Origin of the sequence: Burkholderia orbicola (genome assembly GCF_900100915.1) — a bacterium.
GTDB classification, from domain to species: domain Bacteria; phylum Pseudomonadota; class Gammaproteobacteria; order Burkholderiales; family Burkholderiaceae; genus Burkholderia; species Burkholderia orbicola.
In genome coordinates, this window is the sequence record NZ_FNKW01000001.1 from 969,059 (window position 1) to 993,915 (window position 24,857).

Below are 24,857 nucleotides of genomic sequence, written 5' to 3' on the forward strand. Positions count from 1 at the left end.
CGGTGTCTCCGGTGTCTTTATCGTATTCAGCGTGCGCAACTCGCGCGCGCCAGTGCGTCGGCGATCGCCTGACGGTCGAGCGTGCGCGTGCGGGCGCAGACGTGCTGGTCGGGACGCAGCAGGTAGAACGTGCCGGGCTGCGCGTCGTAGCGCTGCGCGGCGAGCCCGTCGACGTCCTCCACCACGTCGACACCCGCCGCCGGCTGCGCGTGCCCGGCCGGCACGACGAGCACCGGCCGCACCGCCGGCGCGAGACCGTCGACGGCCTGCGCGAGCGCGGCCGCGTCGCCCGGCAATCCGAACAGCACACCGGTGAAGCCGCCGCGCAGATGCTGCAGCAGCCAGCCCGACGCGCCCTGCGCGCGCACCGGCGCATCGGCCGCTGCCGCGCCCGGCCGCATCGCGCACGCAAACGTATCGCCGTTGCGGTCCGGCGTGTTGAGCGGCGAATCGGCCAGCACGGCGGGCACCGACAGGCGCCCGCTGTTCACCAGCTTGCGTGCGAACTCGCAGTCGCGCGCGAGCTTCAGCGTCGCGTCGCGGAACACGCGCGACACCGCGCTTTTCGGCGTGATGAAGTCGGTCGAACGTGTCGAGTTGCGAATGTTCTCGTCCGCCGCGAACTCGCGCTCGCTCGCATAGGTGTCGAGCAGGCGGTCGTGCGCACGGCCGTCGAGCACCAGCTTCAGCTTCCACGCGAGGTTGTCCGCGTCCTGCACGCCGCTGTTCGCGCCGCGCGCGCCGAACGGCGACACGCCGTGCGCGGAATCGCCCGCGAACAGCACGCGGCCGTGGCGGAACGTGTCCATCCGCTGGCAGCGGAACGTATAGACGCTCACCCACTCGAGCTCGAACTCGACGTCCGCGCCGAGCAGCGCGCGCACCCGCGGAATCACGCGCTCCGGCTGCTTCTCGGCGACCGGGTCGGCATCCCAGCCGAGCTGGAAGTCGATGCGCCACACGTTGTCCGGCTGACGGTGCAGCAGCACCGACTGGTTGCGGTGAAACGGCGGGTCGAACCAGAACCAGCGCTCGGTCGGAAACTCCGCCTTCATCTTCACGTCGGCGATCAGGAAGCGGTCCTTGAACGTGCGGCCGCGGCTTTCCAGGCCCATCGCCGCGCGCATCGGGCTGCGCGAGCCGTCGGCCGCGATCACGTATTGCGCGCGCAGCGTCGCGACGCCGTCCGGCGTCTCGATCGTCAGCACCGCGTGTTCGGCCGACTGGTCGACGGCCGTCACCTTGTGCTTCCAGCGGATGTCGATGTTCGGCAGCTCGAACGCGCGGTCGGCCAGATAGCCTTCGACGTAGTACTGCTGCAGGTTGATGAACGCGGGACGCGCATGCCCTTCCTCGGGCAGCAGGTCGAACGCGTAAAGCTGCTCGTCCTGCAGGAACACCTTGCCGACGTGCCAGCTCACGCCCTTGTCGACGAAGCGCTCCCCGCAGCCAAGCCGGTCGAAGATCTCGAGCGTGCGCTTGGCGAAGCAGATCGCGCGCGAGCCGGTCGACAGCGTGTCGTCGTCGTCGAGCAGCACGACCGGCACGCCCTGCTGCGCGAGGTCGATCGCGGCGGCGAGGCCCACCGGGCCCGCGCCGACGACGATCACCGGGTGGACGGCCGCGTCGTACGCGCGGGCGCGGTACTCGAACTTCAGCGTCTGGTAATCGATGCTCATGGTCGCCATCCGCGCGTCAACCCCGCCGTGCGCGCACCGCCGCGCCCGTCGCTCCGTCCGTCTCCTCGCGGCGCGCCTGCCCGCTTGTCCTGTCAACAACCGCCACGTCTCGCTCCTTGCTTCCTGTTGATTCGTGAACGGCGCCGTCTCGCGGCGCCCGCATGCCGCTTTTCTTGATCGGCGACCCCTCCTTGGATTTACGAATAGTAAAACCAATTACGAATAGTGAAATCAACGTAAACCCTAGTCGTTCGCTCGGGGACGGGATAACCATATGAATGAAACGCCGAGCCGAGCGCGGCGCGCGCTGCTAATATCAAGTCACGAGGCGGCCCTTTCGGCCGCCATTTTTCCTTCTCACGCCGATGATTCCGCCTACCATCCCCGAGCTGGTCAGCCGTGCCGGGCAACTGCCGTATCTGCGGGAACACCTCGCGCTTGCCGAAGGCGGCACCGCGTGCGCGAATCTGCCCGAGCGCACGCTCGCCAGCGCGTACGAGCCGATCTACGACGTGACGATGCCCGGCGCGCCGCAATCGACGTCGTTCGCCGACGCGATCGAGCGCTACGGCGACGAGCTCGGCTTCCAGGCCGTCACGCTCGTCACCGGCGCGCAGCACGACCCGGTCGACGCGGCCGTCGACGACCAGACGCTGGTCGCGATCGACCGCCTGTCGCGCGCGCTGCACGCGATCAATTTCTTCGGGGCGCAGCGTCACGGGCTGCTGTTCCTGCGCGTGCACGAGCGGCTGCTCAAGAGCGTGAAGTACGACCACGGCAAGCATTTCTCGTCGGTGCTGCAGCGCTTCGGGCTGCCGCCCGAGCGGATCGTGATCGAGCTGCCGGCGGTCGCGGTCGCCCACAAGACGTTCCTCGGCTACCTGACGCGCAGCTATCAGCATCACGGCTTCAAGGTCGCGGACAAGCTGCCCGATCCGGGCCGCATCCTCGCGGTCGAATCGGACATGGCGCGCCCCGACTACATCAAGATGGATGCAGGTATCGCGTTGCGCGACGGGATGGTCAAGGCGCTCGTCGCCTACGCGCAGCGCGTGCGGATTCCGCTGATCTTCGACGGCGTGGTCGACGAGACGCAGTGCGAGCTGCTGCGCCAGCACGACGTGCGGTTCATGCAGGGGCCGGTGTTCGCGAAGGTCGTGACGGCCTGAGCGATCGGCGGGAGAAGCGCGCGCAGAGCGCGGCGCGCCGGATGGCGGATGCCGGTGTCGTGTTGCCTCGGGAATCGGGTTTCAGCACGCAGCGTCGCTCGACGCCGGCCGGTTCCTCGTTCGTTCATGCAGAAAGCCCGGCACCGGCGCATTGCCCGCGATGGGCCGCCTACTCCCTGCCACCGTCGTCGTACTTCGGTAGATCGTCGTCGATCTCGATGCCCGGGAAACGATCGCCGTACCAGACGTGCCAAGCCGGACGCAGCCGCGACGGTTCGTCGAGCGTCGCGTAATTGATCTCGACCGTCCGCGGCGCGTCGGAGCGCCGGTATTCGAGTTGCGCGCCGCAACGGCCGCAGAAGCGCCGTTCGCCCCAGGCGCTCGACGCGTAGACGGTCGGTTCGCCCCGCAGATATTCGAAAGCGTCGATCGGCACCGATGCCGATGCGACGACCGCCGCGCCGGTCGTGCGCTGGCAGAGCCGGCAGTGGCAGAAGCCGGCGTCGGTCGGAACGCCGGCGATACGGTAGCGGATCGCGCCGCACGCGCATCCGCCTTCCATCGGTTCGGGGTGCGCCATCGCAGACCTCGTCGTCGGGGAAGCAGGCGAACGATGATGAGCGCGGTTCGCCCGTCACGCAATACGCAACGGTGCCGCGCCGCCTCTGCTTCCCCACCTGTTGCACACGAGCTGGTTGCCGCACGACCACAGCACCCGCGCGCTCGTCGCTCTCAGACCGTCTGCCCGAGCCGCTGCGCGAGCGCCTTCAGTTGCGGCCCGACCTGCGTGCGAAACACGTCTTCGTCCATCGACGACGCCGGGCCGCTGCAGCTCAGGATCAGCCAGCGCCCCTCGCGCGGCTCGCGAAACGGCACGGCCGCCGCGTTCACGTCCGTGTGCCACGCGCGGAACGAATAGCAGCAACCGCCCGCCGAGAATTCGGCCACCGCCTGCTGCGCGGCGGCAACGAGCGCATCGGCGTCGGCCGCGCCGCCGGCCGCGCGGTGCAGTTCGGCATAGAGCGCGCGGCGCACGTCCTCCGGCTGCACGGCCAGGTACGCGCGCCCCATCGAGCTCGTCAGCATCGACAGCCGCGAACCAGGCGCGAGCCCGAGCGTCAACGCGGTCTCGCTGCGGATCGTCTCCAGATAGATCATGTCGAGCCCGTCGCGGCAGCCAAGCGACACGGCCGCGCCGATCTCGCGCGCGAGCGCCTGCATGTGCGGCCGCGCGAGATCGATCGTGCCCGAGCCCGACAGCAGCGCGTAGCCGAGCGACAGCACGCCGGCGTCCAGCGCATACTTTCCGAGCGTCTCGTCGTAGCGCAGATAGCCGAGCACGGTCAGCGTATAGGCGAGCCGGTTCACCGTCGCCTTCGGCAGCCCCGTGCGTTCCGCGAAATCGCGATTGCCCAGCATCGTCTCGCCGGGCCGGAAGGCGCGCAGCAGGTCGAGCCCGCGCGCGAGCGCGACGACGAACTTGCGCTCGTCGATCGTGGTGTCGTCGATGGTTGAAAGTGTCATCCGGTGCTACACTGGGTTCGATTTGCAAAACATTGTTCCGCACAGCGGAACGCAAGTCAAGCGAACTTCAGGCATCAGCCCGGAGCAAGCGCTGCAGCGCGGCCTCTGTCCGACTGAAAAGCACGGGCTCGGGGCCGGCGCCGAAGCGCCCGCTCCAACCGACCGTAAAGCATGGGGCCGAAGTAAGCGCCGAAGCGCCAACTCGGGCCGACCGCAAAGCATGGGGCCGGAGTAAGCGCTGAAGCGCCAACTCCGGCCGACAGGAGATGAGACGATGAGTGCTGCAACTTTTCATTGGGACGATCCGCTGCTGCTCGACCAGCAACTGACCGAAGAAGAGCGAATGGTCCGCGATGCCGCGCAGGCGTATGCACAGGACAAGCTCGCGCCGCGCGTCACCGAAGCGTTCCGCCACGAACGCACCGACGCGGTCATCTTTCGCGAGATGGGCGAAGTCGGCCTGCTCGGCCCGACGATTCCCGAGGAGTACGGCGGCCCCGGCCTCAACTACGTGAGCTACGGGCTGATCGCGCGCGAAGTCGAGCGCGTCGACTCCGGCTACCGTTCGATGATGTCCGTGCAGTCGTCGCTCGTGATGGTGCCGATCTTCGAATTCGGCTCCGACGCGCAGAAGCAGAAATACCTGCCGAAGCTCTCGACCGGCGAATGGATCGGCTGCTTCGGCCTGACCGAGCCGAACCACGGCTCCGATCCGGGCAGCATGGTCACGCGCGCGAAGAAGGTGCCGGGCGGCTACGCGCTGTCCGGCGCGAAGATGTGGATCACCAACTCGCCAATCGCCGACGTGTTCGTCGTATGGGCGAAGCTGGAAGAGAACGGCAAGGACGCGATTCGCGGCTTCATCCTCGAGAAGGGCTGGAAAGGCCTGTCGGCGCCCGCGATCCACGGCAAGGTCGGGCTGCGCGCATCGATCACCGGCGAGATCGTCCTCGACGAGGTGTTCGTGCCCGAAGAGAACCTGATGCCGAACGTGAGCGGCCTGCGCGGCCCGTTCACCTGCCTGAACTCGGCGCGCTACGGGATCGCATGGGGCGCACTCGGCGCCGCCGAGTCCTGCTGGCACACCGCGCGCCAGTACGTGCTCGACCGCCAGCAGTTCGGCCGGCCGCTCGCCGCGAACCAGTTGATCCAGAAGAAGCTCGCCGACATGCAGACCGAAATCACCCTCGGCCTGCAAGGCGTGCTGCGCCTCGGCCGGATGAAGGACGAAGGCACGGCCGCCGTCGAGATCACGTCGATCATGAAGCGCAATTCATGCGGCAAGGCGCTCGACATCGCCCGCCTCGCGCGCGACATGCTCGGCGGCAACGGCATCTCCGACGAATTCGGCGTCGCGCGCCACCTCGTGAACCTCGAAGTGGTCAACACGTACGAAGGCACGCACGACATCCACGCACTGATCCTCGGCCGCGCGCAGACGGGTATCCAGGCATTCTTCTGATGATCCGGCCATGACGCACGCGGCAGCAATGCCGCGCACGCGCACTCGCACGCCGCCAAGTAAAAGCCCGCCCGGCATCACTGCCGGGCGGGCTTTTTTTCATCGCAGCCGCGGCCGCGGGCCGCCGATGCTCACTTGTTCGGCTGCGGCGTCAGGCGCAGATACGGACGCACCGCGTTGAAGCCCTTCGGGAAGCGCTTCTTCAGCTCTTCCGGGTCCTGCAGCGACGGCACGATCACGACGTCGTCGCCGTCCTTCCAGTTGCCGGGCGTCGCGACCTTGTAATTATCGGTCAGTTGCAGCGAATCGATCACGCGCAGCACTTCGTCGAAGTTGCGCCCCGTGCTGGCCGGATAGGTGATCGTGAGCCGCACCTTCTTGTTCGGGTCGATCACGAACAGCGAACGCACCGTCAGCGTTTCGTTCGCGTTCGGGTGAATCATGTCGTACAGCTGCGACACCTTGCGGTCCGCGTCGGCGATGATCGGGAAGCCCACGACCGTCGACTGCGTTTCGTTGATGTCGTTGATCCAGCCCTTGTGCGATTCGACGCCGTCGACCGACAGCGCGATCACCTTCACGTTGCGTTTCTCGAATTCGCCCTTCAGTTTCGAGGTCAGCCCGAGTTCGGTCGTGCACACCGGCGTGTAGTCGGCCGGATGGGAGAACAGGACGCCCCAGCTGTTGCCGAGCCACTCGTGAAACTTGATGGTGCCCAGGCTCGATTCCTGCTCGAAATCCGGTGCGATGTCGCCAAGACGCAGACTCATGATGTTCCCTCCTCGAACGATGCTGGTTGAAACCGCGCGCTGGACAGCGCGGGGCAGTCCATCAGCTTACGGGAAGCAATGGGCCGTGCGAACGATTATTCCGTTTGATATTCATACTTTTTTGTCATTTTTACCCAGCGTCATGGCAGGACGGAAGCTCGCGGGGGAAACTTTTCAACGCGTTTGCCGCTCTGTTCATGATTACAAGTCGTTTACCATGCAGTCTTGCGCTGCCGCCGTGTGTCTTCCCGGCTCGCCAGCAGGCAGGGGTTTCGCTACGATGTGAACCTGCAGCATGACAGCACGAAGGGAGTTGCAATGTCGGAAATCAACAAGGAGAAACTGATGTCGGATATCAAAACCGTTCTCTCGGACGCCGAAGACCTGCTCAAGCAAGCGGCGAGCAGCACGGGCGACCGTGCGGCCGAGCTGCGCGAGAAAGCCATGTCGCGCCTGAAGCAGGCCAAGGAAAAGGCCGCCGACGTCCAGGTCGTGGTGGTCGAGAAAGGCAAGAAGGCCGCGCGTGCGACCGACGACTACGTGCACGAGCATCCGTGGACGTCGATCGGCGTGGCCGCCGGCGTCGGCGTGCTGATCGGCCTGCTGATCAACCGCAAGTAACGCGCTCTGCGCCGTTTCGTCCTGCAGGCCGCGTTGCGGCCTGCGGGCGTCGAAGCCTGCCGGCCCGCGCCGGCCGGCTTTGTCCTAGCTGCTTACTGCACGCGCAAGCACCTCACCCATGACGACAGACACCCCCTCGCAGCCGTCCGGTCAAGGACCGTTGCGCCGCCTCGTCGGCTCCGCCATCGGCCTTCTGCAGACGCGCCTCGAACTGGTGGGCATCGAGCTTGCCGAGGAGAAGGAGCGCCTGATGGGCGTGCTGTTCCTCGGACTCGCCGCGATGATGCTCGCGACGATGGCGCTCATCAGCCTGACCGTGCTGATCGCGATCGCGTTCTGGGATACCTACCGCTGGCAGGCGCTTGCCGCGATCACCGCGCTGTATGCCGTCAGCGGCATCGTATGCGCGCTGAAGGCGCGCTCGGGCCTGCGCGACGCGCCGACCGTGTTCGAGGCGACGCTCGCCGAGCTCGAGAAGGACCGCGACCTGTTCCGCGGCAAGCCGTGAACGCCTTCGCGCTCATCCCTCCCACCTACTTCGCCGACGCGCCATGAGCCAGAACATCACGGGCAATCCCTCCCGCTCCCATTCGTCGCGATCGAACTGGAGCGCGTCGCAGCACCGCGCGCTCCGCAAGGAATTGCTGATCCTGCGATCCGAAGTCGAGCGGCTCGAATTTGCGGAGGCCGCCGCCGAAATGCGCCACGCCGTCACGCGCTTCAGCTGGCTCAAGGTGTTCATCCCCGGGCTGTCGACCGGCAGGTTCGGCCAGTCGGCCAAGAACCTGAACGCAAGCCTCGGCCAGCTCGTCAACCAGTATCCGATGCTGAGTTCGCTCGCATCGCTCGTGCTGGCGAAACCCGTTCGCTCGCTGCTGCGTGCGAGCGCGGGCCCCGCGTTGAAGTGGGGCACGCTCGGCTTCGCCGCATGGGAGGTCTACCGGATCTGGAAACAGTCCCGCGACGAACGCGGGCTCGACGCACAGAACGACTGATCGTCGGCATCCCGCGCGCACGGCCCTGCGCCGCTGCGCGCCTTCCTTGCGCACTCAGCGCACGCCCCAGCAGACAGCGCCCGGTTCGTCGACGCCATCGCTTCCTGTATTGCCTTTCGTCCCGTCCGAACGCAGCGTGAACGTGCCGCATGCATCGTCGCGCATCGGCCCGGTGTCGAGCGGCGTCGCCGCCAGTTCATAGCTCACCGGTGAACCGTCGCCATCCGGCCGCCCGAGCGTCAATCGATACACGGCATGCCCGTCCGGCGGCGCCTGGGCGAGCGCATCCGGCAACGCCGCAGGCGGCGCACCGTCCAGCGTTTCAAGATATTGGGCCGCACGGTACAGCGCGGACACCGCCGACGCACGGTGAACCCGCACGACATGTTCGCGATACGACGGGATACCCCACCCGGCCAGCACGGCGACGATCGCGAGCACGATCATCAGCTCGATCAGCGTGAATCCGGCCGAGCGGCACCGGGACAGGCGGCCATTCATCGGAGTACCGCCGCGATACGACGCCAGCGCAGCTCGACGATATGACCGTCGCGTATCACGACCTGATGTTGCAGCCAGACGGCGCTCGACGCGTGCGCGCCGACGCCACGCGCGGTGACCAGGTAAGCGCGGTCGCCGGCCTGCCGTGCCGGACGCCGCCACGCCTCGATCAGGCATCGCGGCGGCTGCGCGGCCATCGGCCATTCGGCGAATGGCGCGAACGCTTCGGCAGCCGCCAGCGGCGGCATGCGTCGCCATCCGTCGGGCTCCGCGTGCGATTCGCTTTCGTTCACATACGGCGCCGAGCCGCGCAGCAATCGAGCAGTGCACGCGGCAAGCGCGGCATCGGCCGCGTGGAAGGCGATCAACCGATCCGACAACGCGCGGGTACGGCGCGACTCCGTCAACGCGGCGTCAAACCATGTGCCGGTCAGTGCCGCGACTGCTGCGCCGACCGCGATCACCGCGGGCAATGCAAGACCTGCGTCGCGACGCCAGCCGCGGCGGTCGGGGCGGACATGCCTGTATGGCTCGCGGAGACTCGTCGCCCGAACGCCGGCACATGCGACCTGCTGCGGGCCGTCATCATTTGCGACGGTGCGCTCATGGCCGTGCCGTGCCTTCACGCGTCGGGAGATGTCGTCTCGCGTGTACTGCGCGGCTCCACTCATCGCGCCCCCTCGCGTGCTTGAGTTGCATCGAGCAACGCAACATCGGATACGAGCGCGACGTTCCGCAACGCGATGATGCGATCGAACGTCAACCGTGCGCGGCCATCCGGTGCAACGGCGACGCGGCCGTCGCAGTCGACTTGCCGCGTCGGTTCGCGCATCGGCTCGCCGCGCGCCCGCACGCAGACATGCACGGCCACGACATCGCGCCAGTCGTCAGCACGCATCGTATCGGCGTCGACGAAGTGCGTGGTGCCGCGACGCAAATAGCGCATGCGCAACTGATCGATTCCCGCCACGATGGGCTGCGGCGTACCCGGACGGCCGCTTCCCTCGCAGTACAGTTCGGGCTCGCCCGTCGACGGGCTGACATGCGCATCGAAGCGATTCTCCACCGGCGCCGGTTCGCCCGGCACGCCGACACCCTGCCCGAGGCAATCCGACGCCTGCCCGCTCACCGTCGCCCACGTCGAGACGGAATCGCCGACATACCGGACCAGCACCGCATCCGACGACAGACGCGCGGGCTCGCAGCGCACCTGTGCGCCACTACCGCGCACGCGTGCCGCCGAACAGCCGAACACCGGCGGCAACGACGATGCCGCTTCGCCATCGAGCGGCCTAAATCCTGCCATCTGGATCTGCTGACCGATCAGCATCAGCGCGGTAGCGGCAGCGTCGCGCATCCTGAACCCGTCTTCCGCGCGACGCTGCGCAATATGCTGCGCGTGGTACAGCGCACCGGCCGCCGCGAGCACGAGGAGCCCGACGGTCATCGCAATCAGCACTTCGAGCAGCGTATGGCCACACGTACGGCGATCAGCGTTCATCGACGGCGCTCTCCCGAAACGGCATCCGGACACACGATGGCGGCTGCGTCGACTTCCCCGTCGCATCGCAGCGCGACGACGCGCCCTGAGTGCCGCCCCGCCAGCCGACGACCACGTAACGGATGCCGCCCGGCCCGCCATCGAGCGTCATCGCGCCGCCCGGCAACGACGCAGCCGCCAGCGCCACGAGGCCGTCATCGGCCGCAGCAGCAGCATGCAGACGCTCGATACGTGCATCGGCCAGCCACAGCGCGCGCTCGCGCCAGATCGTCGTGCGCTGCGCACGCGCCATCGTGAGCTGGCTGCCGACCACGGCCAGCATCACGGTGGCGAGCAGCGCGATGGCCAGCGTCGCCTCGATCAGCGACGTGCCGCGCATGGCATTGCGCACGGCGATCACGCCGCGTCGCAGCGGCCGGCGACCATCCGCGCGCGGCCGCCTGCCGCAATCCGGACGCAACGCGACGCGCGCGCATCGTCGGCGCCGGACACGCTGCGCCGCGGATGCAATTCGAAACGCCGGATTCCGCCGATCGACTGACCGACCGGCGGTGCAAACGTCAGTTCGTGCGCGGCGCCCGCGACGGCCACTTCGGCATCGCGCGGATAGCGTCGCAGCACACGCGACTGCCCGTCGACCTGCCCGCTGACGATCCAGTCGCACGACCATTCGGCCGGATCGCATCGCTCACCGGCACGCAGGCATGCACCGTCGCGCCCGGCGCGACACAGCGTGACGCGCGCGCCGAGCCGCGTTGCCTCGGTACGCGCAAACGACAGCGCCCCGAGCAGCGCCCGCGAGCGGGCATCCACGCGTTCGCGCATACGCCACTGGTCGAAGGTGGGCACCGCATAGAGCGCGAGCCCCGCCGCCAGCGACATGGCGACCATCAGTTCGACGAGCGTGAATCCGCCCGGTCGTTGCAGCACATGCTTCAAGGGTTGAGCGCCCCGTTCCATCGCAATCGTCCTCCGCCACGGTGATGCGACGACTGTAGCGGCACGTGCGGACGGGCGCCATTTGCCGAACGGCCGACTGGCGACATGCGATCGCAGCCGACACAATCGGCGCGAATCGAACCAACGGAGCAGACGATGAACGAACGCAGCGCGTCAGCGCTTACGCGGGGTCTTGGCGGGAGAGGCGCGACGGAACTCTTCGATCACGTCGGCAAATTCGGAAACGTCCTCGAACCGGCGATACACCGATGCGAAGCGGACATAAGCGATCGTATCGAGGCCGCGCAACTCGTTCATCACGAGTTCGCCCAGCTTCTCGCTACGCACTTCACGCTCGCCAGTCGCGAGCAGTTGATACTCGATGCGGGCGACCGCCGCGTCGATCGCGTCGGCCGCAACGGGCCGCTTGCGCAGCGCGAGTTGCATGCTGGCGACGATCTTGCGACGGTCGAATTCCGTGCGGCTGCCGTCCTTCTTCACGACGGCCGGCAGGTTCAGTTCGACCCGCTCGTACGTCGTGAAGCGCTTGTCGCAAGCCGAGCAGCGACGGCGCCGGCGAATCGCGGCGCCATCTTCGGACACGCGCGAGTCGACGACCTGCGTGTCGTCATGCCGGCAGAACGGGCAGCGCATCGGCGATCAGCGATAGACCGGGAAACGCTTGGTCAGCTCGGCGACCTGCGCACGCACGCGCTCGATCGTGGCTGCGTCCTCCGGGTTCTCCAGCACGTCGGCGATCAGGTTACCCACCTGCTCGGCTTCCGCCGGCCCGAAGCCGCGCGTCGTCATCGCCGGCGAACCCAGGCGCACGCCGCTCGTCACGAACGGCTTTTCCGGATCGTTCGGGATCGCGTTCTTGTTCACCGTGATGTGCGCCGCGCCGAGTGCCGCTTCCGCTGCCTTGCCCGTGATGTTCTTCGCGCGCAGGTCGACCAGCATCACGTGGCTTTCGGTGCGGCCCGACACGATCCGCAGCCCGCGCTTGACCAGCGTTTCGGCCAGCACGCGTGCGTTCTCGACCACCTTCTGCTGATATTCCTTGAACTCCGGCGACAGCGCTTCCTTGAACGCCACGGCCTTCGCCGCGATCACGTGCATCAGCGGGCCGCCCTGGATGCCCGGGAAGATCGCCGAGTTGATCGGCTTCTCGTACTCGGCCTTCATCAGGATCACGCCGCCGCGCGGGCCGCGCAGGCTCTTGTGCGTCGTCGTCGTCACGAAATCCGCGTGCGGCACCGGGTTCGGGTACACGCCCGCCGCGATCAGGCCAGCGTAGTGCGCCATGTCGACCATCAGGTACGCGCCCACCGACTTCGCGATCTTCGCCAGACGCTCGAAATCGATCTTCAGCGCAAACGCCGACGCGCCCGCAACGATCAGCTTCGGCTTGTGTTCCTGCGCGAGCTTCTCGGCCGCTTCGTAGTCGATGTCTTCGTTTTCGTTCAGGCCGTAGCTCACCACGTTGAACCACTTGCCCGACATGTTCACCGGCGAGCCGTGGGTCAGGTGACCACCGTGCGCGAGGCTCATGCCCATGATCGTGTCGCCCGGCTTGAGCATCGCGAAGAACACGCCCTGGTTCGCCTGCGAACCCGAGTTCGGCTGCACGTTCGCCGCTTCCGCACCGAACAGCTGCTTCACACGGTCGATCGCCAGTTGCTCGACCACGTCGACGTACTCGCAACCGCCGTAGTAGCGCTTGCCCGGATACCCTTCCGCGTACTTGTTCGTGAGCTGCGAGCCCTGCGCGGCCATCACGGCCGGGCTCGTGTAGTTTTCCGACGCGATCAGCTCGATGTGATCTTCCTGGCGGCGGTTTTCCTGCTCGATCGCTGCAAAGATTTCGGGATCGACGTTCGCGATGGTGCTTTGGGCTCTGTCAAACATACGGTTTCCGTTAAGTGTGTACAGGTTGACCGGAGTGGCCGAGTACGGTGCGCTGCTGGCGAGACCAGCCCGACGTGGCGGAAGAATCCGTATGACGCGAGGCAGGACAGCCACCGGCGATGCACGCGACGGCGCACAACGGCTGCCCAGGCGAACGGCAAAAACGGCGCCCCGCGCTTCACGGTGGGATGCTCCACCTTGAACCCTGAGGGTTCTATCGCCAGTCACGCAGGGGTGATGAACGCATTAGTGTATTGGATGCGTCATGAATAGGCAACCGCATGGCAGGGCGCCTCAAACAATAAGGGCCAGACTCTACGCGCCCGTGCCGACACGCTTCGCCGTCTTGCCGCGGTGCGGCATTCTCAGTAGGCTTGCGGGATTCCACCCGCTATTCCGTTACCGACCAGGAGCAGCAATGATCGTGTTCGTCACAGGTGCGTCCGCCGGCTTCGGCGCCGCCATCTCCCGTGCCTTCGTCAAGGGCGGCCATCGCGTCGTCGCCACCGCACGCCGCAAGGATCGCCTCGATGCGCTCGCGGCCGAACTCGGCGACGCGCTGCTGCCGTTCGAGCTCGACGTGCGCGACCGCGCGGCCGTCGAAGCCGTGCCGGCCGCCCTTCCCGCCGAATTCGCGGCGCTCGACGTGCTCGTCAACAACGCCGGCCTCGCGCTCGGCGTCGAGCCGGCCCAGAAGGCGAGCCTCGACGAGTGGCAGACCATGATCGACACGAACTGCTCGGGCCTCGTGACCGTCACGCACGCGTTGCTGCCGGGCATGATCGCGCGCGGTCGCGGCCATATCTTCAATCTGGGCTCGGTGGCCGGCACCTATCCGTATCCGGGCGGGAACGTCTACGGCGCGACCAAGGCTTTCGTCAGACAATTCAGCCTGAACCTGCGCACCGACCTGATCGGCACGCCGTTGCGCGTCACCGACATCGAACCAGGCCTGTGCGGCGGCACGGAATTCTCGAACGTCCGCTTCCGCGGCGACGATGCAAAGGCGGCGAACGTCTACCAGAACGTCCAGCCGCTCACGGCGGAGGACATCGCCGATACGATCTACTGGATCGCCACGCGCCCCGCGCACGTCAACATCAATACGATCGAAATGATGCCGGTCGCGCAAGCGCCGGCCGGCCTCACGATCCATCGCGGCTGACCGTCGCCCGCAGCCGCGGGCCCGCCTCCGGGCGGCCCGCGGTGTGCTACGACGCACTACATTCCGTTACGAATCGGTTACGAATCGGGCCTTTGCCTTCCGGTAGAATGCGCGCCATGACTCAGCCTACCCGCTCCCCGGAAGCGCCGTCCGGCTTTACCTGGCCGGTGCGCGTGTACTACGAGGATACCGATGCAGGCGGCATCGTCTTCTATGCCAACTACCTGAAGTTCTTCGAGCGCGCCCGCACCGAGTGGCTCCGTACATGCGGCGTCGACCAGCGTCGGCTCGCCGATGACACCGGTGCGATCTTCATCGTGCGCAGCACGTCGCTCGACTACCGCGCGCCGGCGCGACTCGACGACACGCTGACGATCACGAGCAGGCCCGGACGCATCGGCCGCGCCTCGGTGGAATTCACGCAGGAAGCCTGGTGTGGCGACACGCTGCTCGTGGCCGGGCATATCCGCCTCGGCTGCGTCGACCGTCACGGCATCCGGCCCGCGGCCATCCCGCCCGTCGTGCTCGACGCGTTGCAACGCGGTCCCGTCATCGACGCCGGGCAGACGGGTTTGTCAACGAAGCGCGCATGAGCGCCGTTTAGACAAAGCCTATGAACTTGCCGTTCTGATTCGATACTAAGCAAGGTTCGGCGTCAGGCATGGCCGGCGCGCCGCGCCGCATGCACGCCGGACGCCCTTGCCGGGCACCGCCGAAGGGACGTTACTCAAACCTCTATGAATACTGTTCAAGACCTGTCGATCATTTCCCTCGTCCTCAACGCGAGCGTGCTGGCCCAGGCGGTGATGGGACTGCTGCTGCTGCTGTCGCTGATGTCGTGGACCTTCATCTTCCGCAAGTGGTTCGCGATCCGCCGCGCGCGTGCCCAGACCGAACGCTTCGAGAAGGATTTCTGGTCGGGCGGCGACCTGCAGGCGCTGTACCAGAGCGCCGCCAACAACCGCCATACGATCGGCGCACTCGAGCGGATCTTCGAATCGGGGATGCGCGAATTCCTGAAGGCGAAGGAAAAGCGCCTCAGCGATCCGGGCCTCGTGCTCGATGGCGCCCGCCGCGCGATGCGCGCGTCGTTCCAGCGTGAAATGGACGTGCTCGAAGCCAACCTCGCATTCCTCGCGTCGGTCGGCTCGGTCAGCCCGTACATCGGTCTGTTCGGCACGGTCTGGGGGATCATGAACTCGTTCCGCGGCCTCGCGAACGTGCAGCAAGCCACGCTCGCGAACGTCGCGCCGGGCATCGCCGAGGCGCTCGTCGCCACCGCGATCGGCCTGTTCGCCGCGATTCCGGCGGTGGTCGCGTACAACCGCTACGCGCACGACATCGACCGCCTCGCGATCCGCTTCGAGACCTTCATCGAAGAGTTCTCGAACATCCTGCAGCGTCAGGCCCAGTAAGGAGCGCGCCATGGCAGGAAGCCCCATTCGATCCAGCATGCGCGGCGGCCGCTCGCGCCGCGCAATGGCCGACATCAACGTCGTGCCGTACATCGACGTGATGCTGGTGCTGCTCGTGATCTTCATGGTCACCGCACCGCTCGTCGCACCGTCGATCATCAACCTGCCGACCGTCGGCAATGCCGCGCCGCAGGAGCAGACGCCGCCCGTCGTCGTCAACATCAAGGCCGACCGCACGATGAGCGTCAAGTACAAGGGCGACTCGGGCGCGACCCAGGAAGACACGATGACGAAGGCCGAGCTCGACAGCTTCATCTCGGCCCGTCAGGCCGATCACCCTGACCAGCCGGTCGTGATCGCAGCCGACAAGACCGTGCAGTACGATGCCGTCATGACCGTGATGTCCGATCTGAAGGCGCGTGGCGTCAAGCGCGTCGGCCTCCTCGTCAAATCGCAATGAACCGGCAGCAATCCACGCGCAGATCCGCCTACCCGCTCCAGCCTCCCCGCGAGCGCGGGACGTGGCGCGCGTTCGCGCTCGCCGCGCTGATGCACGTGCTGCTCGCGCTGTTCCTCTATCACGGCGTGCAGTGGCAGAACAGCACGCCGGCCGGCGCCGAAGCCGAGCTGTGGACCGAAGTGCCCGACGTCCCCGCGCCGCGGCCCGTCGTCACGCCCGCGCCGCCCGTGAAGGTCGCGCCGCCCCCTGCCCCGGTGCGTGACGAGCAGGCCGACATCGCGCTGCAGCAGAAGAAACGGCAGCAGGAAGCGGCCGCGCGCGAAGCGCAGCTCGAGCAGCAGCGCCGTGCGCAGCAACTGAAGGCCCAGCAGGAAGAGGAAGCCCGGCGCGCGCAGCTCGCCGCGCAACAAGCCGCCGCGCTGGCCGCACAGAAGGCCGCGGAACGCGACAGACAGAAGCAGGCCGACAAGCTCAAGCAACAGCAGCTCGCCGAACAGCAGAAGCTCGAACAGCAGAAACTTCAGCAGCAAAAGCAGGCGCAGCTCGAAGCGCAGCAGGCGGCGAAGGCGAAGGCCGACGCGGCCGCCAAGGCGAAGGCGGAAGCCCAGGCCAAGGCGAAGGCCGAGGCCGCGGCGCGCGCGAAGGCCAGTGCGGCGGCGAACGCGAAGCTCGACCGCGAGCGCAGCGCGCGCCTCGCGCAGATGCAGGGCCTGTCCGGCGCCGGTGAAGGCGGCGGCGAAGGTCTCGCGAAAAGCGGCACGGGTACGGGCTCCGGCGGCAATGCCGCCACGCCCGGCTATGCCGACAAGGTGCGCCGCCGCGTCAAGCCGAACATCGTTTGGGGCGGCGAGCGGGCGGGCCTGACCACCGTCGTCAAGATTCGGTGCACGCCGTCCGGTGACGTATTGAGCGCATCGGTCTCCCGCTCGAGCGGGAATTCGGGGTGGGATCAAGCCGTGGTCAGTGCGATCCACGCATCGGTCCCGTTGCCGCCCGATTCTAACGGTCGTACCCCGTCTGACATTACGATTACCTTCAAGGCGGCGGAGTGAAACGAAATGCGCTTACACTCCGGGCGTCGCTGTCAGATGGGAACGAATCGGGTATTTTTACTGTCTCTGCCGTTGCGCAGCGATCCAAGCCATACGGGAAGCAAGAAGCATGAGTTTGATGACAAAGCTAGGTTTCAGGGCACTCGTGGCCTCGTGTCTGATCACGGCGGGCAGCGCCGCTAACGCCCAGGTCAACGTGCTGATCACCGGTGTCGGGTCGACCCAGTTCCCCATTGCCACCGCAAACTTCACGAACGAGGCGAATCTGCCGCAGCAGGTCACGTCGATCGTGCGCGCCGACCTCGCCCGCAGCGGCAAATTCACCAACATCGACGCGGGCAGCACGCCCGTGCCCGAGACCGCCTCGGTCGATCTCGGCGCATGGAAGGCCAAGGGCGCGAATGCGTTCGTCGCCGGCAGCGTGAACCGCGACGCGAACGGCCAGTACAAGGTCAATTTCATCCTGTACGACACCGTGAAGCAGCAAAGCCTCGGCGGCCTGTCGCTGACGGCCACCGACACCACGCTGCGCACGGCCGGCCACAAGATCGCCGACTACATCTATCAGAAGCTGCTCGGCGTGCGCGGCGTGTTCGCCACGCGCCTGTCGTACGTGATCAAGACCGGCAACCGCTACCAGCTGCAGATTTCCGATTCGGATGGCCAGAACGCGCGCATCGCGCTGTCGAGCACCGAACCGATCATCTCGCCGGCCTGGTCGCCGAGCGGCACGAAGGTCGCGTACGTATCGTTCGAGCGCAAGAAGCCGATCGTCTACATCCATGACCTGCCGACCGGCCGCCGCTACATGGTCTCCGACCAGAAGGGCAACAACAGCGCACCGGCGTGGTCGCCGGACAGCAACACGCTGGCCGTCGCGCTGTCGCTGACGGGCAATACGCAAATCTATACGGTCAACGCGAACGGCGGCGGCCTGCGCCGTCTCACGCAGAGCAGCTCGATCGACACCGAACCGTTCTACTCGCCGGACGGTCGCTGGATCTACTTCACGAGCGATCGTGGCGGTGCACCGCAAATCTACCGGATGCCCGCGCAGGGTGAAAGCGCCGGCGCCGCGCAGCGCGTGACCTTCACCGGCAGCTACAACACGAGCCCGCGCGTGAGCCCGGACGGCAAGCTGCTCGCTTACATCTCCCGCACGGGTGGGGGCTTCAAGCTGTACGTTCAGGATCTGCAGACTGGCGCGGCGAACGCCATCACGAATACCAATCGCGACGAATCGCCGAGCTTCGCGGCAAACGGCCAGTACGTTCTGTACGCTACCCAGTCGGGTGGTCGCAACGTTCTGGCTGCAGTGCCCTCCGACGGCAGCGCGCCGCCGCAGATCTTGTCCGTCCAGGGCGGCTCCGTTCGCGAGCCGTCGTGGGGGCCCTTCATGCAATGACCACAAGGAGAGTAACCATGATGTCGAATAAAGCTCGTCTGGCCCTGGCCGTGATGATGATCAGCGCGCTCGCAGCGTGCAAGTCGGGCGTGAAGCTCGACGACAAGGCAAACAACGCGGGCGCAGTCAGCACGCAGCCGAGCGCGGACAACGTCGCGCAAGTGAACGTCGATCCGCTGAACGACCCGAACAGCCCGCTCGCGAAGCGCAGCATCTACTTCGACTTCGACAGCTATTCGGTGAAGGACGAGTACCAGCCGCTGATGCAGCAGCACGCGCAGTACCTGAAGAGCCACCCGCAGCGCCACGTGCTGATCCAGGGCAACACCGACGAACGCGGCACGAGCGAGTACAACCTCGCGCTGGGCCAGAAGCGTGCGGAAGCCGTCCGCCGTGCGATGGCGCTGCTCGGCGTGAACGATTCGCAAATGGAAGCCGTGAGCCTCGGCAAGGAAAAGCCGCAGGCAACGGGTCACGACGAAGCATCGTGGGCGCAGAACCGTCGCGCCGACCTCGTCTACCAACAGTAAGTAACGGAAGAATCGCCGTATGACGCACCGTTTAACCTGGCTGCGCGTTGCCGCAGCATTCTGCGTCGCGGGCGCGGCGTGGTCGGCCGCGCCCGCGCACGCCGGCATGTTCGACGACAACGAAGCGCGCCGTGCCGTGCTCGATCTGCGCAGCAAGAGCGACAACCTGTCGAGCCAGTTGTCGGCCGCCCAGCGTACGATCCTCGATCAATCCGGCCGTATCGACCAGCTGAACCAGCAGGTCGCGACGCTGCGCGGCGAGAACGAGGATCTGACGAACCGGCTGACGACGCTCGAGCGGCAGCAGAAGGAGTACTACCAGGATCTCGACACGCGGCTCAAGAAGTTTGAGCCGCAGCAGGCGACGATCGATGGTGTCGAAGGCACCGTGCAGCCGGGTGAAACGGATGCGCTCAGCGCGGCGCAGCAGCAGTTCCGCAACGGCAACTTCAAGGCGGCGGCGGCTTCGTTCCGTGCGTTCATCGCGAAGTATCCGCAGAGTCCCTATCAGCCGACCGCGCAGTACTGGTATGGCAACGCGCAATACGCGCTGCGCGACTACCGCGGCTCGACCGCGACGTGGCAAGGGATCGTCAGCAAGTTCCCGCAACACCCGCGCGCGGCCGACGCCCTCGTGGCGATCGGCACGAACCAGCTCGAGCAAGGCCAGAAGGCGGCCGCGAAGAAAACGTTCGAGCAGGTCGTGTCGCAGTACGCCGGATCGAACGCGGCGCAGACGGCGCAGGGCAAGCTCGAAACGATCAAATAATTATCGTGACGGGTTGTTGACAGCCCTGTAACCCGTCGCTATAATCTTTTGCTCTTTGGGTCGTTGCCCAAGTTGTTGAAGCAACGAATCAAAACAAGTTTCAAGAACGTGGGGTGGTAACTCAGTTGGTTAGAGTATCTGACTTTTAATCAGAGAGTCGAGGGTTCGAGTCCCTCCCACCCTACCAACTATCTTCGATAGTGCAAAAAAGCCTCCCTCGCGGAGGCTTTTTTGCGTCTGTGGCCCTGATCGGAAAGCCGCGACCGCGTACAAGCGATCCACGATGCGTCACCCGGCCCTTGCGCGGTTTGCGACTTAAGCATTGCACCGAGGCACGACTATCGCCCCCAATCGAGCGAAGGAAGGCCCCTCCTTCTGCAGAGCGGGCAATCTTCCCAACATGACTTTACGGCGGGGCCAGTATCCCGCTCCCGGCCGCATTGCCGCGCCGAAAGCATACGTTCTTCGAGGCTGTCATCAACCGTCCACATGAGGTAACGGCCCGGCATCCAATACCGCCCCCCGTCAATTCGCAGACGTTTGCCGCTCAAGTTCCGCGGTTCGGCGTCGCAGCGACTCGATCTCACCACGCGACACTTCGAGTTGATTTCGCAGAGTCGAAAGTTCGTCTTCAAGCAAGCTGGCCCTCATTGCTAACGCGTTCGTCGCTGTCGGCTGCCTGTTCGTGGCAGCATCGTCTGATGCGGCGCGTTCCCCGTCCATACTGAAGCGCAACTGCGTGAGTTGCTCCGCGTGGGCATGCGAGCGCTCCAGTTGGTGACGCAACAGCAATTCAATTTCCCGCCGTGAGCTCTCCAGCTGCCCCTGCATGTCTGTCAGACGCTTCTCCAGCGCGCCAGATTTCCGCGTATGCTCTTCGATTAAGCTCGCAAACTTTTTCTCGGCGACATCAATCGACGCAACCCGTTCCCGATCGATTCTCTTGTATGTTTCGGCTAGTTCCTCTACATACTCTCGCTCCCTTTCCGCTTGCCGTCGCAACAATGATTCCACCTCGCTGCGGGTACTCAGTTTAGCCGTCGCGCAATCTGCGTCCAACTTGATGCGCTCGATGGTCAATGCCTCCTTGAGCTGACGTAACTCCCGCGTCTTCTCACGGAACTCTTCTTTCGCTCTGGCCCATCCGGCATTTGGTCCTGCTGTCCAAATTCGCCCTACCTCGTATTGCCCATGGGCAATGAAGTGCGCATAGGGCGAAATACCCGCAGTAATCAGATCGACATTGTTCAACAGATAAGCAATCGGATCAAAATCGTTCGGAATCGTCGGATCACTCGCCAAATGCCAGTCGATATTCAGCAGGGCATTTGCAACACTGACGGCACCGGATTGCTGAGTCAGCGCAATTTTTTCTAACGCCCAGTCCAGCACAAGCTCCTGGACACGTGCCTTGTGATCGACCATGCGCCCACCTGCTTCCTCCGGGGCCTGGACGACGTTCGGCTGACGATCGGCCTTTTTCCCTTCCCCGGAAATGGAAACAACCTCGATCCCGCCAAAAAACTCTTTATTGATCCAGTTGAGATCAGCTCCGTAGCGCCGTTCAAGCTCACACTCGATCTCCGCACTTACCTGAACAGCCTCGGATCTGGCATATGGGTCTGCATAAATCATGCGATCAGAAATTTCCTCGGAGAAAGCACCACCAAATTCCCGATTGATCCTACGAAGAAAATCACGCTCGACAGCAGTCAATGAACGGTTGACGATCAGATCCTGGTGCTCGAGAGCGTCAATACTGATTAGGCCGACAAAAGAATCAACCACACGCTTGTTGATCGCTTCATAGCTGATTACGGTAATTTCATCACGCGACAGCGTCTCGGCGAGCGACCTGAGTGTGTGAATATGAAGCCACTCGGCAGTTCTGACCCACACATCAAAATCCTCATACATCCCATGACGCTTAACAAGCTGATCATATACGGATTTCATGAATGGAATCACATTTCTCACGTAGAAAACTACGTGCAACTCGATGCCTTCCGCCCGACAGACATTTGCAAGCAAGCGCCAATTTTCAGGCGAAAAATCACTGAAAAGTTCCGACGAGCAAATCGCAGTCGAATTATTCTCGAAGTATGATTTTATTACTTGCGCGACCGACGCAGTGCCTTCTTCGCACGCGCAGATGGCTCCCCGCAGCATTTCGCCATTTCCGCTCGAAATCTGGTGCTCGAATGATATTCCGGCCTTATTCAGATACCCTACACCGCAAGCCCCAAGCTTTTCGGAGTTGAACTCAAGAAAGCTTTGCAATGCGGAAGAGCCAGTTTTAGGGCCGCCTGCATGCACGAACAAAGTAGATTTCATATTTTTTGCAACCACCCCAGACCGACTTAGATCTGCATTTTTAAACTTACTGCCAGACGGAATCAAATATCAATTAATCAACGATCACTTATTGCAATTCGCGCACTGGAGCCTCGACACCGACCTACCGGAATCTTACTGCTTTCCGATAAAATTCTCCACGGAATTCAGCGTTTCGATAGAAACCAATATAATCCGATGAACTCGGACAACACGACCGACTCGGTGTAAAGGGCAACATGCGGTTCATGCTGCGGCGGCATGGACGAAACGAGCCGGCCCGCGGCACGCCGGCGAATGCGGGTGCAATGGACATCTCCGCGCAACGGGCGACCTCGGCGGGCGCCCGCTGCGCGTGTCGTCACTCCTGGATCGACGACGCGGAATCAGCGTCGGTATAGCGCGGCTTCGCGTTCTGCAAATCGCGCGTGTTCTTCTGCACGGCCACCGAGCCGAACAGCGCGAGCACGAACGACATCGCGTAAAAGCCCTTCTCGCTCAACTGCAGCGTCGCGTTGAAGAGGCCGACGATCAGCAGCGCGATCGACAGCAGCAGCGCGACCCAGCTGAGGCCGTAGTAGATGCCGGTGACGGAAATGCCTTCCGCGCGATCGCGCACGCTCTTCTGCAGCGAGATCGCCGCATAGAGGCCGAACACCAGCACGGTGAAGTAGTAACCCTTCTCGTTGAGCTGCATGCCGGCGTTCCACAACCCGATCAGAAATGCCGCGAAACCGGCGAGCAGCGCGGCCCAAGATGCGGCCACGAACGCGAATGACGGTTGCTGGATGGTGGTCTGGTTCATTGCTTTGCCCTCTCTTTCTTGTTGTTCGAAATCGTTTTCGTTGAACTGCGTTTTGCGCATGGTAGCAGCTTTGGCGCGCGTCACGACGGGCGTGCTTGCACGCTCACGTTTCGCGCCGCGCGCGCCGCCAACGCCCCGGCGTCGTGCCAAGCACCGCGCGAAACGCCTTGCCGAACGCGGCCTCGGACTGGTAACCGACCGCCTGCCCGATTTCCGCCTGCCCGCGCTGCGTGTCCTGCAGCAGCGCGCACGCATGCATCATCCGGATCTGCGCGACGAACGCGCCGACGCTCATGCCGGCCTTCTCGCTGAGGAGTTGGCTCAGCGCATCCATGAGACGATTGCGCAAAAATTGACACGCTAACGTATCGAAACCCTCAGCCTGAGCGATCAGAATAGCCTTGCATCGCCCGAGATCGCGGCACCCGCCGCCCTCCTCACTCTTCTCGACAAGGACGCATCATGCTGAACTGGAACGAATACCGGAAGGAACTCTCGACCCGTATCGGCGACATCGCCAAGCTGTCGCCCGATACGCTGGCCGGCTACAAGGCGCTGTCCGGCGCGGGCGCCAAGACCGGCCATCTCGACGCGAAGACGCGCGAGCTGATCGCGCTCGCGGTGGCCGTCACGACGCGCTGCGACGGCTGTATCGCCGTGCATACGGCCGAAGCGGCCAAGCATGGCGCGACCAAGGAGGAAGTGGCGGAAGCGCTCGGCGTCGCGATCGCGTTGAATGCGGGTGCGGCGCTCGTCTATTCGGCGCGTGTGATGGACGCGCTCGGCGACTGAACCCGCGCGGTGCGGCACGGCCCACGTGCCGCACCGAACTGCTGCATTGCGTGGTGCCGAGCCACATGGTCGCGCGGTCGCGTATCGCGCGGAGGCGGCCGCCACGTATGACGATTGTGGCTGAGCCGCCCGGACGCGGCGACGTCGCGGAGTCGGCTACCATGCGCGAACGATACATCGTGAAGGAGCGCTCCATGTGCCGCTGGCTCGCCTATACGGGTAATCCGATCCATCTGGAAACCGTGCTGTTCCGCGCGAAGCATTCGCTGATCGACCAGAGCCTGCATTCGGAGCTGGGCGCCACGACCACCAACGGCGACGGCTTCGGCATCGGCTGGTACGGGCATCCCGACGAACTCCCGTTCCGCTATCGCTCCGTGCATCCCGCATGGAACGACCGCAACCTGCGCGAAGCCGCGCGTGCGATCCGCTCGCGGATGTTCATCGCACACATCCGCGCAGCGACCGACACGCCCGTGCAGGAAACCAACTGCCATCCGTTCCGCCACGGCCGCTGGCTGTTCGCGCACAACGGGCTGATCCGCGACTTCCACAAGCTGCGCCGCGACCTGACGATGAAGGTCGACCCGGCGCTGTTCCCAACGCTCGAAGGCTCGACCGATTCCGAGCTGATGTTCCGCCTCGCGCTGACGTACGGTCTCGAGCAGGCGCCGCTGCCGGCGCTCGAACGGATGGTCGGCGTGGTCGAGGAAACCGCCGCGCGGCATCGCGTCGCCGACCCGCTCAACATGACGATCTGCGCGACCGACGGCGAACGGATCGTCGCGGTGCGTTACTCGAGCGAACGGCAATCGCGCTCGCTGTTTCACAGCACGTCGTTCAAGCATCTGCACGAGCTGTATCCGCATAACCCGCGTATCGCCGAAGCCGGCGATGATGCGTTCATGGTCGTGTCGGAGCCGCTCGTCGACTTGCGCGGCGCGTGGGAGGAAGTACCGGAGGGCATGGCGATCGTCGCGCACGGCGCCGATGTGCAGCAGCGGCCGTTCGGGCCGCGGCACAAGTGACATCCGGCAGTCCTGACGAAAGCGAGCGTGATA

General features: G+C 65.1%; 29 protein-coding genes, 1 tRNA gene and 1 riboswitch. Of the genes, 16 read left to right on the forward strand and 14 right to left on the reverse strand.

Annotated features, from left to right (window positions below):
* Positions 1 to 26 precede the first annotated feature (26 nt).
* Positions 27 to 1,688, reverse strand: a complete 1,662-nt coding sequence (locus tag BLS50_RS04620; protein WP_074801094.1) for an FAD-dependent oxidoreductase — start codon at positions 1,686 to 1,688, stop codon at positions 27 to 29.
* A 356-nt stretch (positions 1,689 to 2,044) separates the two neighbouring features.
* Here BLS50_RS04620 and BLS50_RS04630 point away from each other — a divergent pair, with 356 nt between their 5' ends.
* Positions 2,045 to 2,848 carry an EAL domain-containing protein gene (locus BLS50_RS04630; RefSeq protein ID WP_006484944.1) on the forward strand — a complete coding sequence of 268 codons (804 nt, stop codon included), beginning with the start codon at positions 2,045 to 2,047 and terminating at the stop codon, positions 2,846 to 2,848.
* Between the two features lie 169 nt (positions 2,849 to 3,017).
* On the opposite strand, the gene BLS50_RS04635 is transcribed toward BLS50_RS04630, so the two are convergent.
* A complete protein-coding gene (locus BLS50_RS04635; RefSeq protein WP_027813028.1) occupies positions 3,018 to 3,428 on the reverse strand; it encodes a GFA family protein in 411 nt (136 codons plus the stop codon).
* A gap of 152 nt (positions 3,429 to 3,580) precedes the next feature.
* Positions 3,581 to 4,372: an IclR family transcriptional regulator gene (locus tag BLS50_RS04640; RefSeq protein WP_074801097.1), complete on the reverse strand. Its 792-nt coding sequence runs from the start codon at positions 4,370 to 4,372 to the stop codon at positions 3,581 to 3,583.
* A 274-nt stretch (positions 4,373 to 4,646) separates the two neighbouring features.
* Here BLS50_RS04640 and BLS50_RS04645 point away from each other — a divergent pair, with 274 nt between their 5' ends.
* Complete coding sequence (locus tag BLS50_RS04645) at positions 4,647 to 5,834, forward strand: acyl-CoA dehydrogenase (RefSeq protein WP_074801100.1); 1,188 nt, start codon at positions 4,647 to 4,649, stop codon at positions 5,832 to 5,834.
* Positions 5,835 to 5,965: 131 nt separating this feature from the next.
* Here BLS50_RS04645 and BLS50_RS04650 read toward each other — a convergent pair whose 3' ends face one another.
* Entirely contained in the window at positions 5,966 to 6,604 is a 639-nt protein-coding gene (locus tag BLS50_RS04650; RefSeq protein ID WP_006476788.1) for a peroxiredoxin, read from the reverse strand.
* Positions 6,605 to 6,922: 318 nt separating this feature from the next.
* Between BLS50_RS04650 and BLS50_RS04655 the strand changes: the two genes are divergently transcribed.
* The 3 genes from BLS50_RS04655 (at position 6,923) to BLS50_RS04665 (ending at position 8,220) form a co-directional block, all read left to right on the forward strand.
* Complete coding sequence (locus BLS50_RS04655; RefSeq protein WP_006494044.1) at positions 6,923 to 7,225, forward strand: ElaB/YgaM/YqjD family protein; 303 nt, start codon at positions 6,923 to 6,925, stop codon at positions 7,223 to 7,225.
* A 118-nt stretch (positions 7,226 to 7,343) separates the two neighbouring features.
* Positions 7,344 to 7,733 carry a phage holin family protein gene (locus tag BLS50_RS04660; RefSeq protein ID WP_027807487.1) on the forward strand — a complete coding sequence of 130 codons (390 nt, stop codon included), beginning with the start codon at positions 7,344 to 7,346 and terminating at the stop codon, positions 7,731 to 7,733.
* Positions 7,734 to 7,776: 43 nt separating this feature from the next.
* Positions 7,777 to 8,220 (forward strand): DUF3318 domain-containing protein, encoded by a 444-nt coding sequence (locus BLS50_RS04665; RefSeq protein ID WP_027807488.1) that lies wholly within the window; start codon positions 7,777 to 7,779, stop codon positions 8,218 to 8,220.
* A 54-nt stretch (positions 8,221 to 8,274) separates the two neighbouring features.
* Here BLS50_RS04665 and BLS50_RS04670 read toward each other — a convergent pair whose 3' ends face one another.
* The 7 genes from BLS50_RS04670 to glyA all read right to left on the reverse strand — a co-directional run bounded on the left by BLS50_RS04670 (position 8,275) and on the right by glyA (position 13,069).
* Positions 8,275 to 8,721, reverse strand: coding sequence for a type IV pilin protein (locus tag BLS50_RS04670; RefSeq protein WP_027813025.1), 447 nt, complete (start codon positions 8,719 to 8,721; stop codon positions 8,275 to 8,277).
* A complete protein-coding gene (locus BLS50_RS04675) occupies positions 8,718 to 9,182 on the reverse strand; it encodes a pilus assembly protein (RefSeq protein WP_074802757.1) in 465 nt (154 codons plus the stop codon). Before BLS50_RS04675 ends, BLS50_RS04670 begins: the two co-directional genes overlap by 4 nt.
* Before the next feature lie 206 nt (positions 9,183 to 9,388).
* Positions 9,389 to 10,222 (reverse strand): type IV pilus assembly protein, encoded by an 834-nt coding sequence (locus BLS50_RS04680; RefSeq protein ID WP_074801102.1) that lies wholly within the window; start codon positions 10,220 to 10,222, stop codon positions 9,389 to 9,391.
* The gene (locus BLS50_RS04685) at positions 10,212 to 10,601 is read right to left on the reverse strand and encodes a type IV pilus modification PilV family protein (protein ID WP_080486878.1); all 390 of its coding nucleotides are present in this window, start codon (positions 10,599 to 10,601) and stop codon (positions 10,212 to 10,214) included. Before BLS50_RS04685 ends, BLS50_RS04680 begins: the two co-directional genes overlap by 11 nt.
* A gap of 17 nt (positions 10,602 to 10,618) precedes the next feature.
* Positions 10,619 to 11,182 (reverse strand): GspH/FimT family pseudopilin, encoded by a 564-nt coding sequence (locus BLS50_RS04690; protein WP_074801109.1) that lies wholly within the window; start codon positions 11,180 to 11,182, stop codon positions 10,619 to 10,621.
* Positions 11,183 to 11,335: 153 nt separating this feature from the next.
* Complete coding sequence (nrdR, locus tag BLS50_RS04695) at positions 11,336 to 11,815, reverse strand: transcriptional regulator NrdR (protein WP_011694173.1); 480 nt, start codon at positions 11,813 to 11,815, stop codon at positions 11,336 to 11,338.
* A 6-nt stretch (positions 11,816 to 11,821) separates the two neighbouring features.
* Entirely contained in the window at positions 11,822 to 13,069 is a 1,248-nt protein-coding gene (gene glyA, locus BLS50_RS04700) for a serine hydroxymethyltransferase (protein ID WP_011544684.1), read from the reverse strand.
* 137 nt (positions 13,070 to 13,206) lie between these two features.
* Positions 13,207 to 13,307, reverse strand: a riboswitch (ZMP/ZTP riboswitch).
* Between the two features lie 180 nt (positions 13,308 to 13,487).
* On the opposite strand from glyA, the gene BLS50_RS04710 reads away from it, so the two are divergent.
* The 9 genes from BLS50_RS04710 (at position 13,488) to BLS50_RS04750 (ending at position 20,052) form a co-directional block, all read left to right on the forward strand.
* A complete protein-coding gene (locus BLS50_RS04710; RefSeq protein ID WP_011544683.1) occupies positions 13,488 to 14,234 on the forward strand; it encodes an SDR family NAD(P)-dependent oxidoreductase in 747 nt (248 codons plus the stop codon).
* Between the two features lie 107 nt (positions 14,235 to 14,341).
* Positions 14,342 to 14,827, forward strand: coding sequence for a tol-pal system-associated acyl-CoA thioesterase (gene ybgC / locus BLS50_RS04715; protein WP_074801113.1), 486 nt, complete (start codon positions 14,342 to 14,344; stop codon positions 14,825 to 14,827).
* Positions 14,828 to 14,971: 144 nt separating this feature from the next.
* Positions 14,972 to 15,649 carry a protein TolQ gene (gene tolQ / locus BLS50_RS04720; RefSeq protein WP_006476795.1) on the forward strand — a complete coding sequence of 226 codons (678 nt, stop codon included), beginning with the start codon at positions 14,972 to 14,974 and terminating at the stop codon, positions 15,647 to 15,649.
* 10 nt (positions 15,650 to 15,659) lie between these two features.
* Complete coding sequence (gene tolR / locus BLS50_RS04725) at positions 15,660 to 16,109, forward strand: protein TolR (RefSeq protein WP_006484943.1); 450 nt, start codon at positions 15,660 to 15,662, stop codon at positions 16,107 to 16,109.
* Positions 16,106 to 17,161, forward strand: a complete 1,056-nt coding sequence (gene tolA, locus BLS50_RS04730) for a cell envelope integrity protein TolA (RefSeq protein ID WP_012327979.1) — start codon at positions 16,106 to 16,108, stop codon at positions 17,159 to 17,161. Before tolR ends, tolA begins: the two co-directional genes overlap by 4 nt.
* Before the next feature lie 109 nt (positions 17,162 to 17,270).
* Entirely contained in the window at positions 17,271 to 18,566 is a 1,296-nt protein-coding gene (gene tolB / locus BLS50_RS04735) for a Tol-Pal system beta propeller repeat protein TolB (RefSeq protein WP_006476798.1), read from the forward strand.
* A gap of 17 nt (positions 18,567 to 18,583) precedes the next feature.
* On the forward strand, positions 18,584 to 19,096 hold the full coding sequence (pal, locus tag BLS50_RS04740; RefSeq protein ID WP_006484980.1) for a peptidoglycan-associated lipoprotein Pal: 513 nt from the start codon (positions 18,584 to 18,586) through the stop codon (positions 19,094 to 19,096).
* 19 nt (positions 19,097 to 19,115) lie between these two features.
* Complete coding sequence (gene ybgF / locus BLS50_RS04745) at positions 19,116 to 19,865, forward strand: tol-pal system protein YbgF (protein ID WP_011544679.1); 750 nt, start codon at positions 19,116 to 19,118, stop codon at positions 19,863 to 19,865.
* A 110-nt stretch (positions 19,866 to 19,975) separates the two neighbouring features.
* Positions 19,976 to 20,052: transfer RNA gene (locus BLS50_RS04750), tRNA-Lys, on the forward strand.
* 338 nt (positions 20,053 to 20,390) lie between these two features.
* Here the strand turns inward: BLS50_RS04750 and BLS50_RS04755 are convergent.
* The 3 genes from BLS50_RS04755 to BLS50_RS04765 all read right to left on the reverse strand — a co-directional run bounded on the left by BLS50_RS04755 (position 20,391) and on the right by BLS50_RS04765 (position 23,353).
* Positions 20,391 to 22,199 carry a hypothetical protein gene (locus tag BLS50_RS04755; RefSeq protein ID WP_124621673.1) on the reverse strand — a complete coding sequence of 603 codons (1,809 nt, stop codon included), beginning with the start codon at positions 22,197 to 22,199 and terminating at the stop codon, positions 20,391 to 20,393.
* A gap of 361 nt (positions 22,200 to 22,560) precedes the next feature.
* On the reverse strand, positions 22,561 to 23,004 hold the full coding sequence (gene yiaA / locus BLS50_RS04760; RefSeq protein ID WP_027807496.1) for an inner membrane protein YiaA: 444 nt from the start codon (positions 23,002 to 23,004) through the stop codon (positions 22,561 to 22,563).
* Between the two features lie 103 nt (positions 23,005 to 23,107).
* Entirely contained in the window at positions 23,108 to 23,353 is a 246-nt protein-coding gene (locus BLS50_RS04765; protein ID WP_409410375.1) for a helix-turn-helix domain-containing protein, read from the reverse strand.
* 113 nt (positions 23,354 to 23,466) lie between these two features.
* Here BLS50_RS04765 and BLS50_RS04770 point away from each other — a divergent pair, with 113 nt between their 5' ends.
* Positions 23,467 to 23,796 carry a carboxymuconolactone decarboxylase family protein gene (locus tag BLS50_RS04770; RefSeq protein ID WP_006484989.1) on the forward strand — a complete coding sequence of 110 codons (330 nt, stop codon included), beginning with the start codon at positions 23,467 to 23,469 and terminating at the stop codon, positions 23,794 to 23,796.
* Between the two features lie 194 nt (positions 23,797 to 23,990).
* On the forward strand, positions 23,991 to 24,824 hold the full coding sequence (locus BLS50_RS04775; protein ID WP_011544669.1) for a class II glutamine amidotransferase: 834 nt from the start codon (positions 23,991 to 23,993) through the stop codon (positions 24,822 to 24,824).
* Positions 24,825 to 24,857 lie beyond the last annotated feature (33 nt).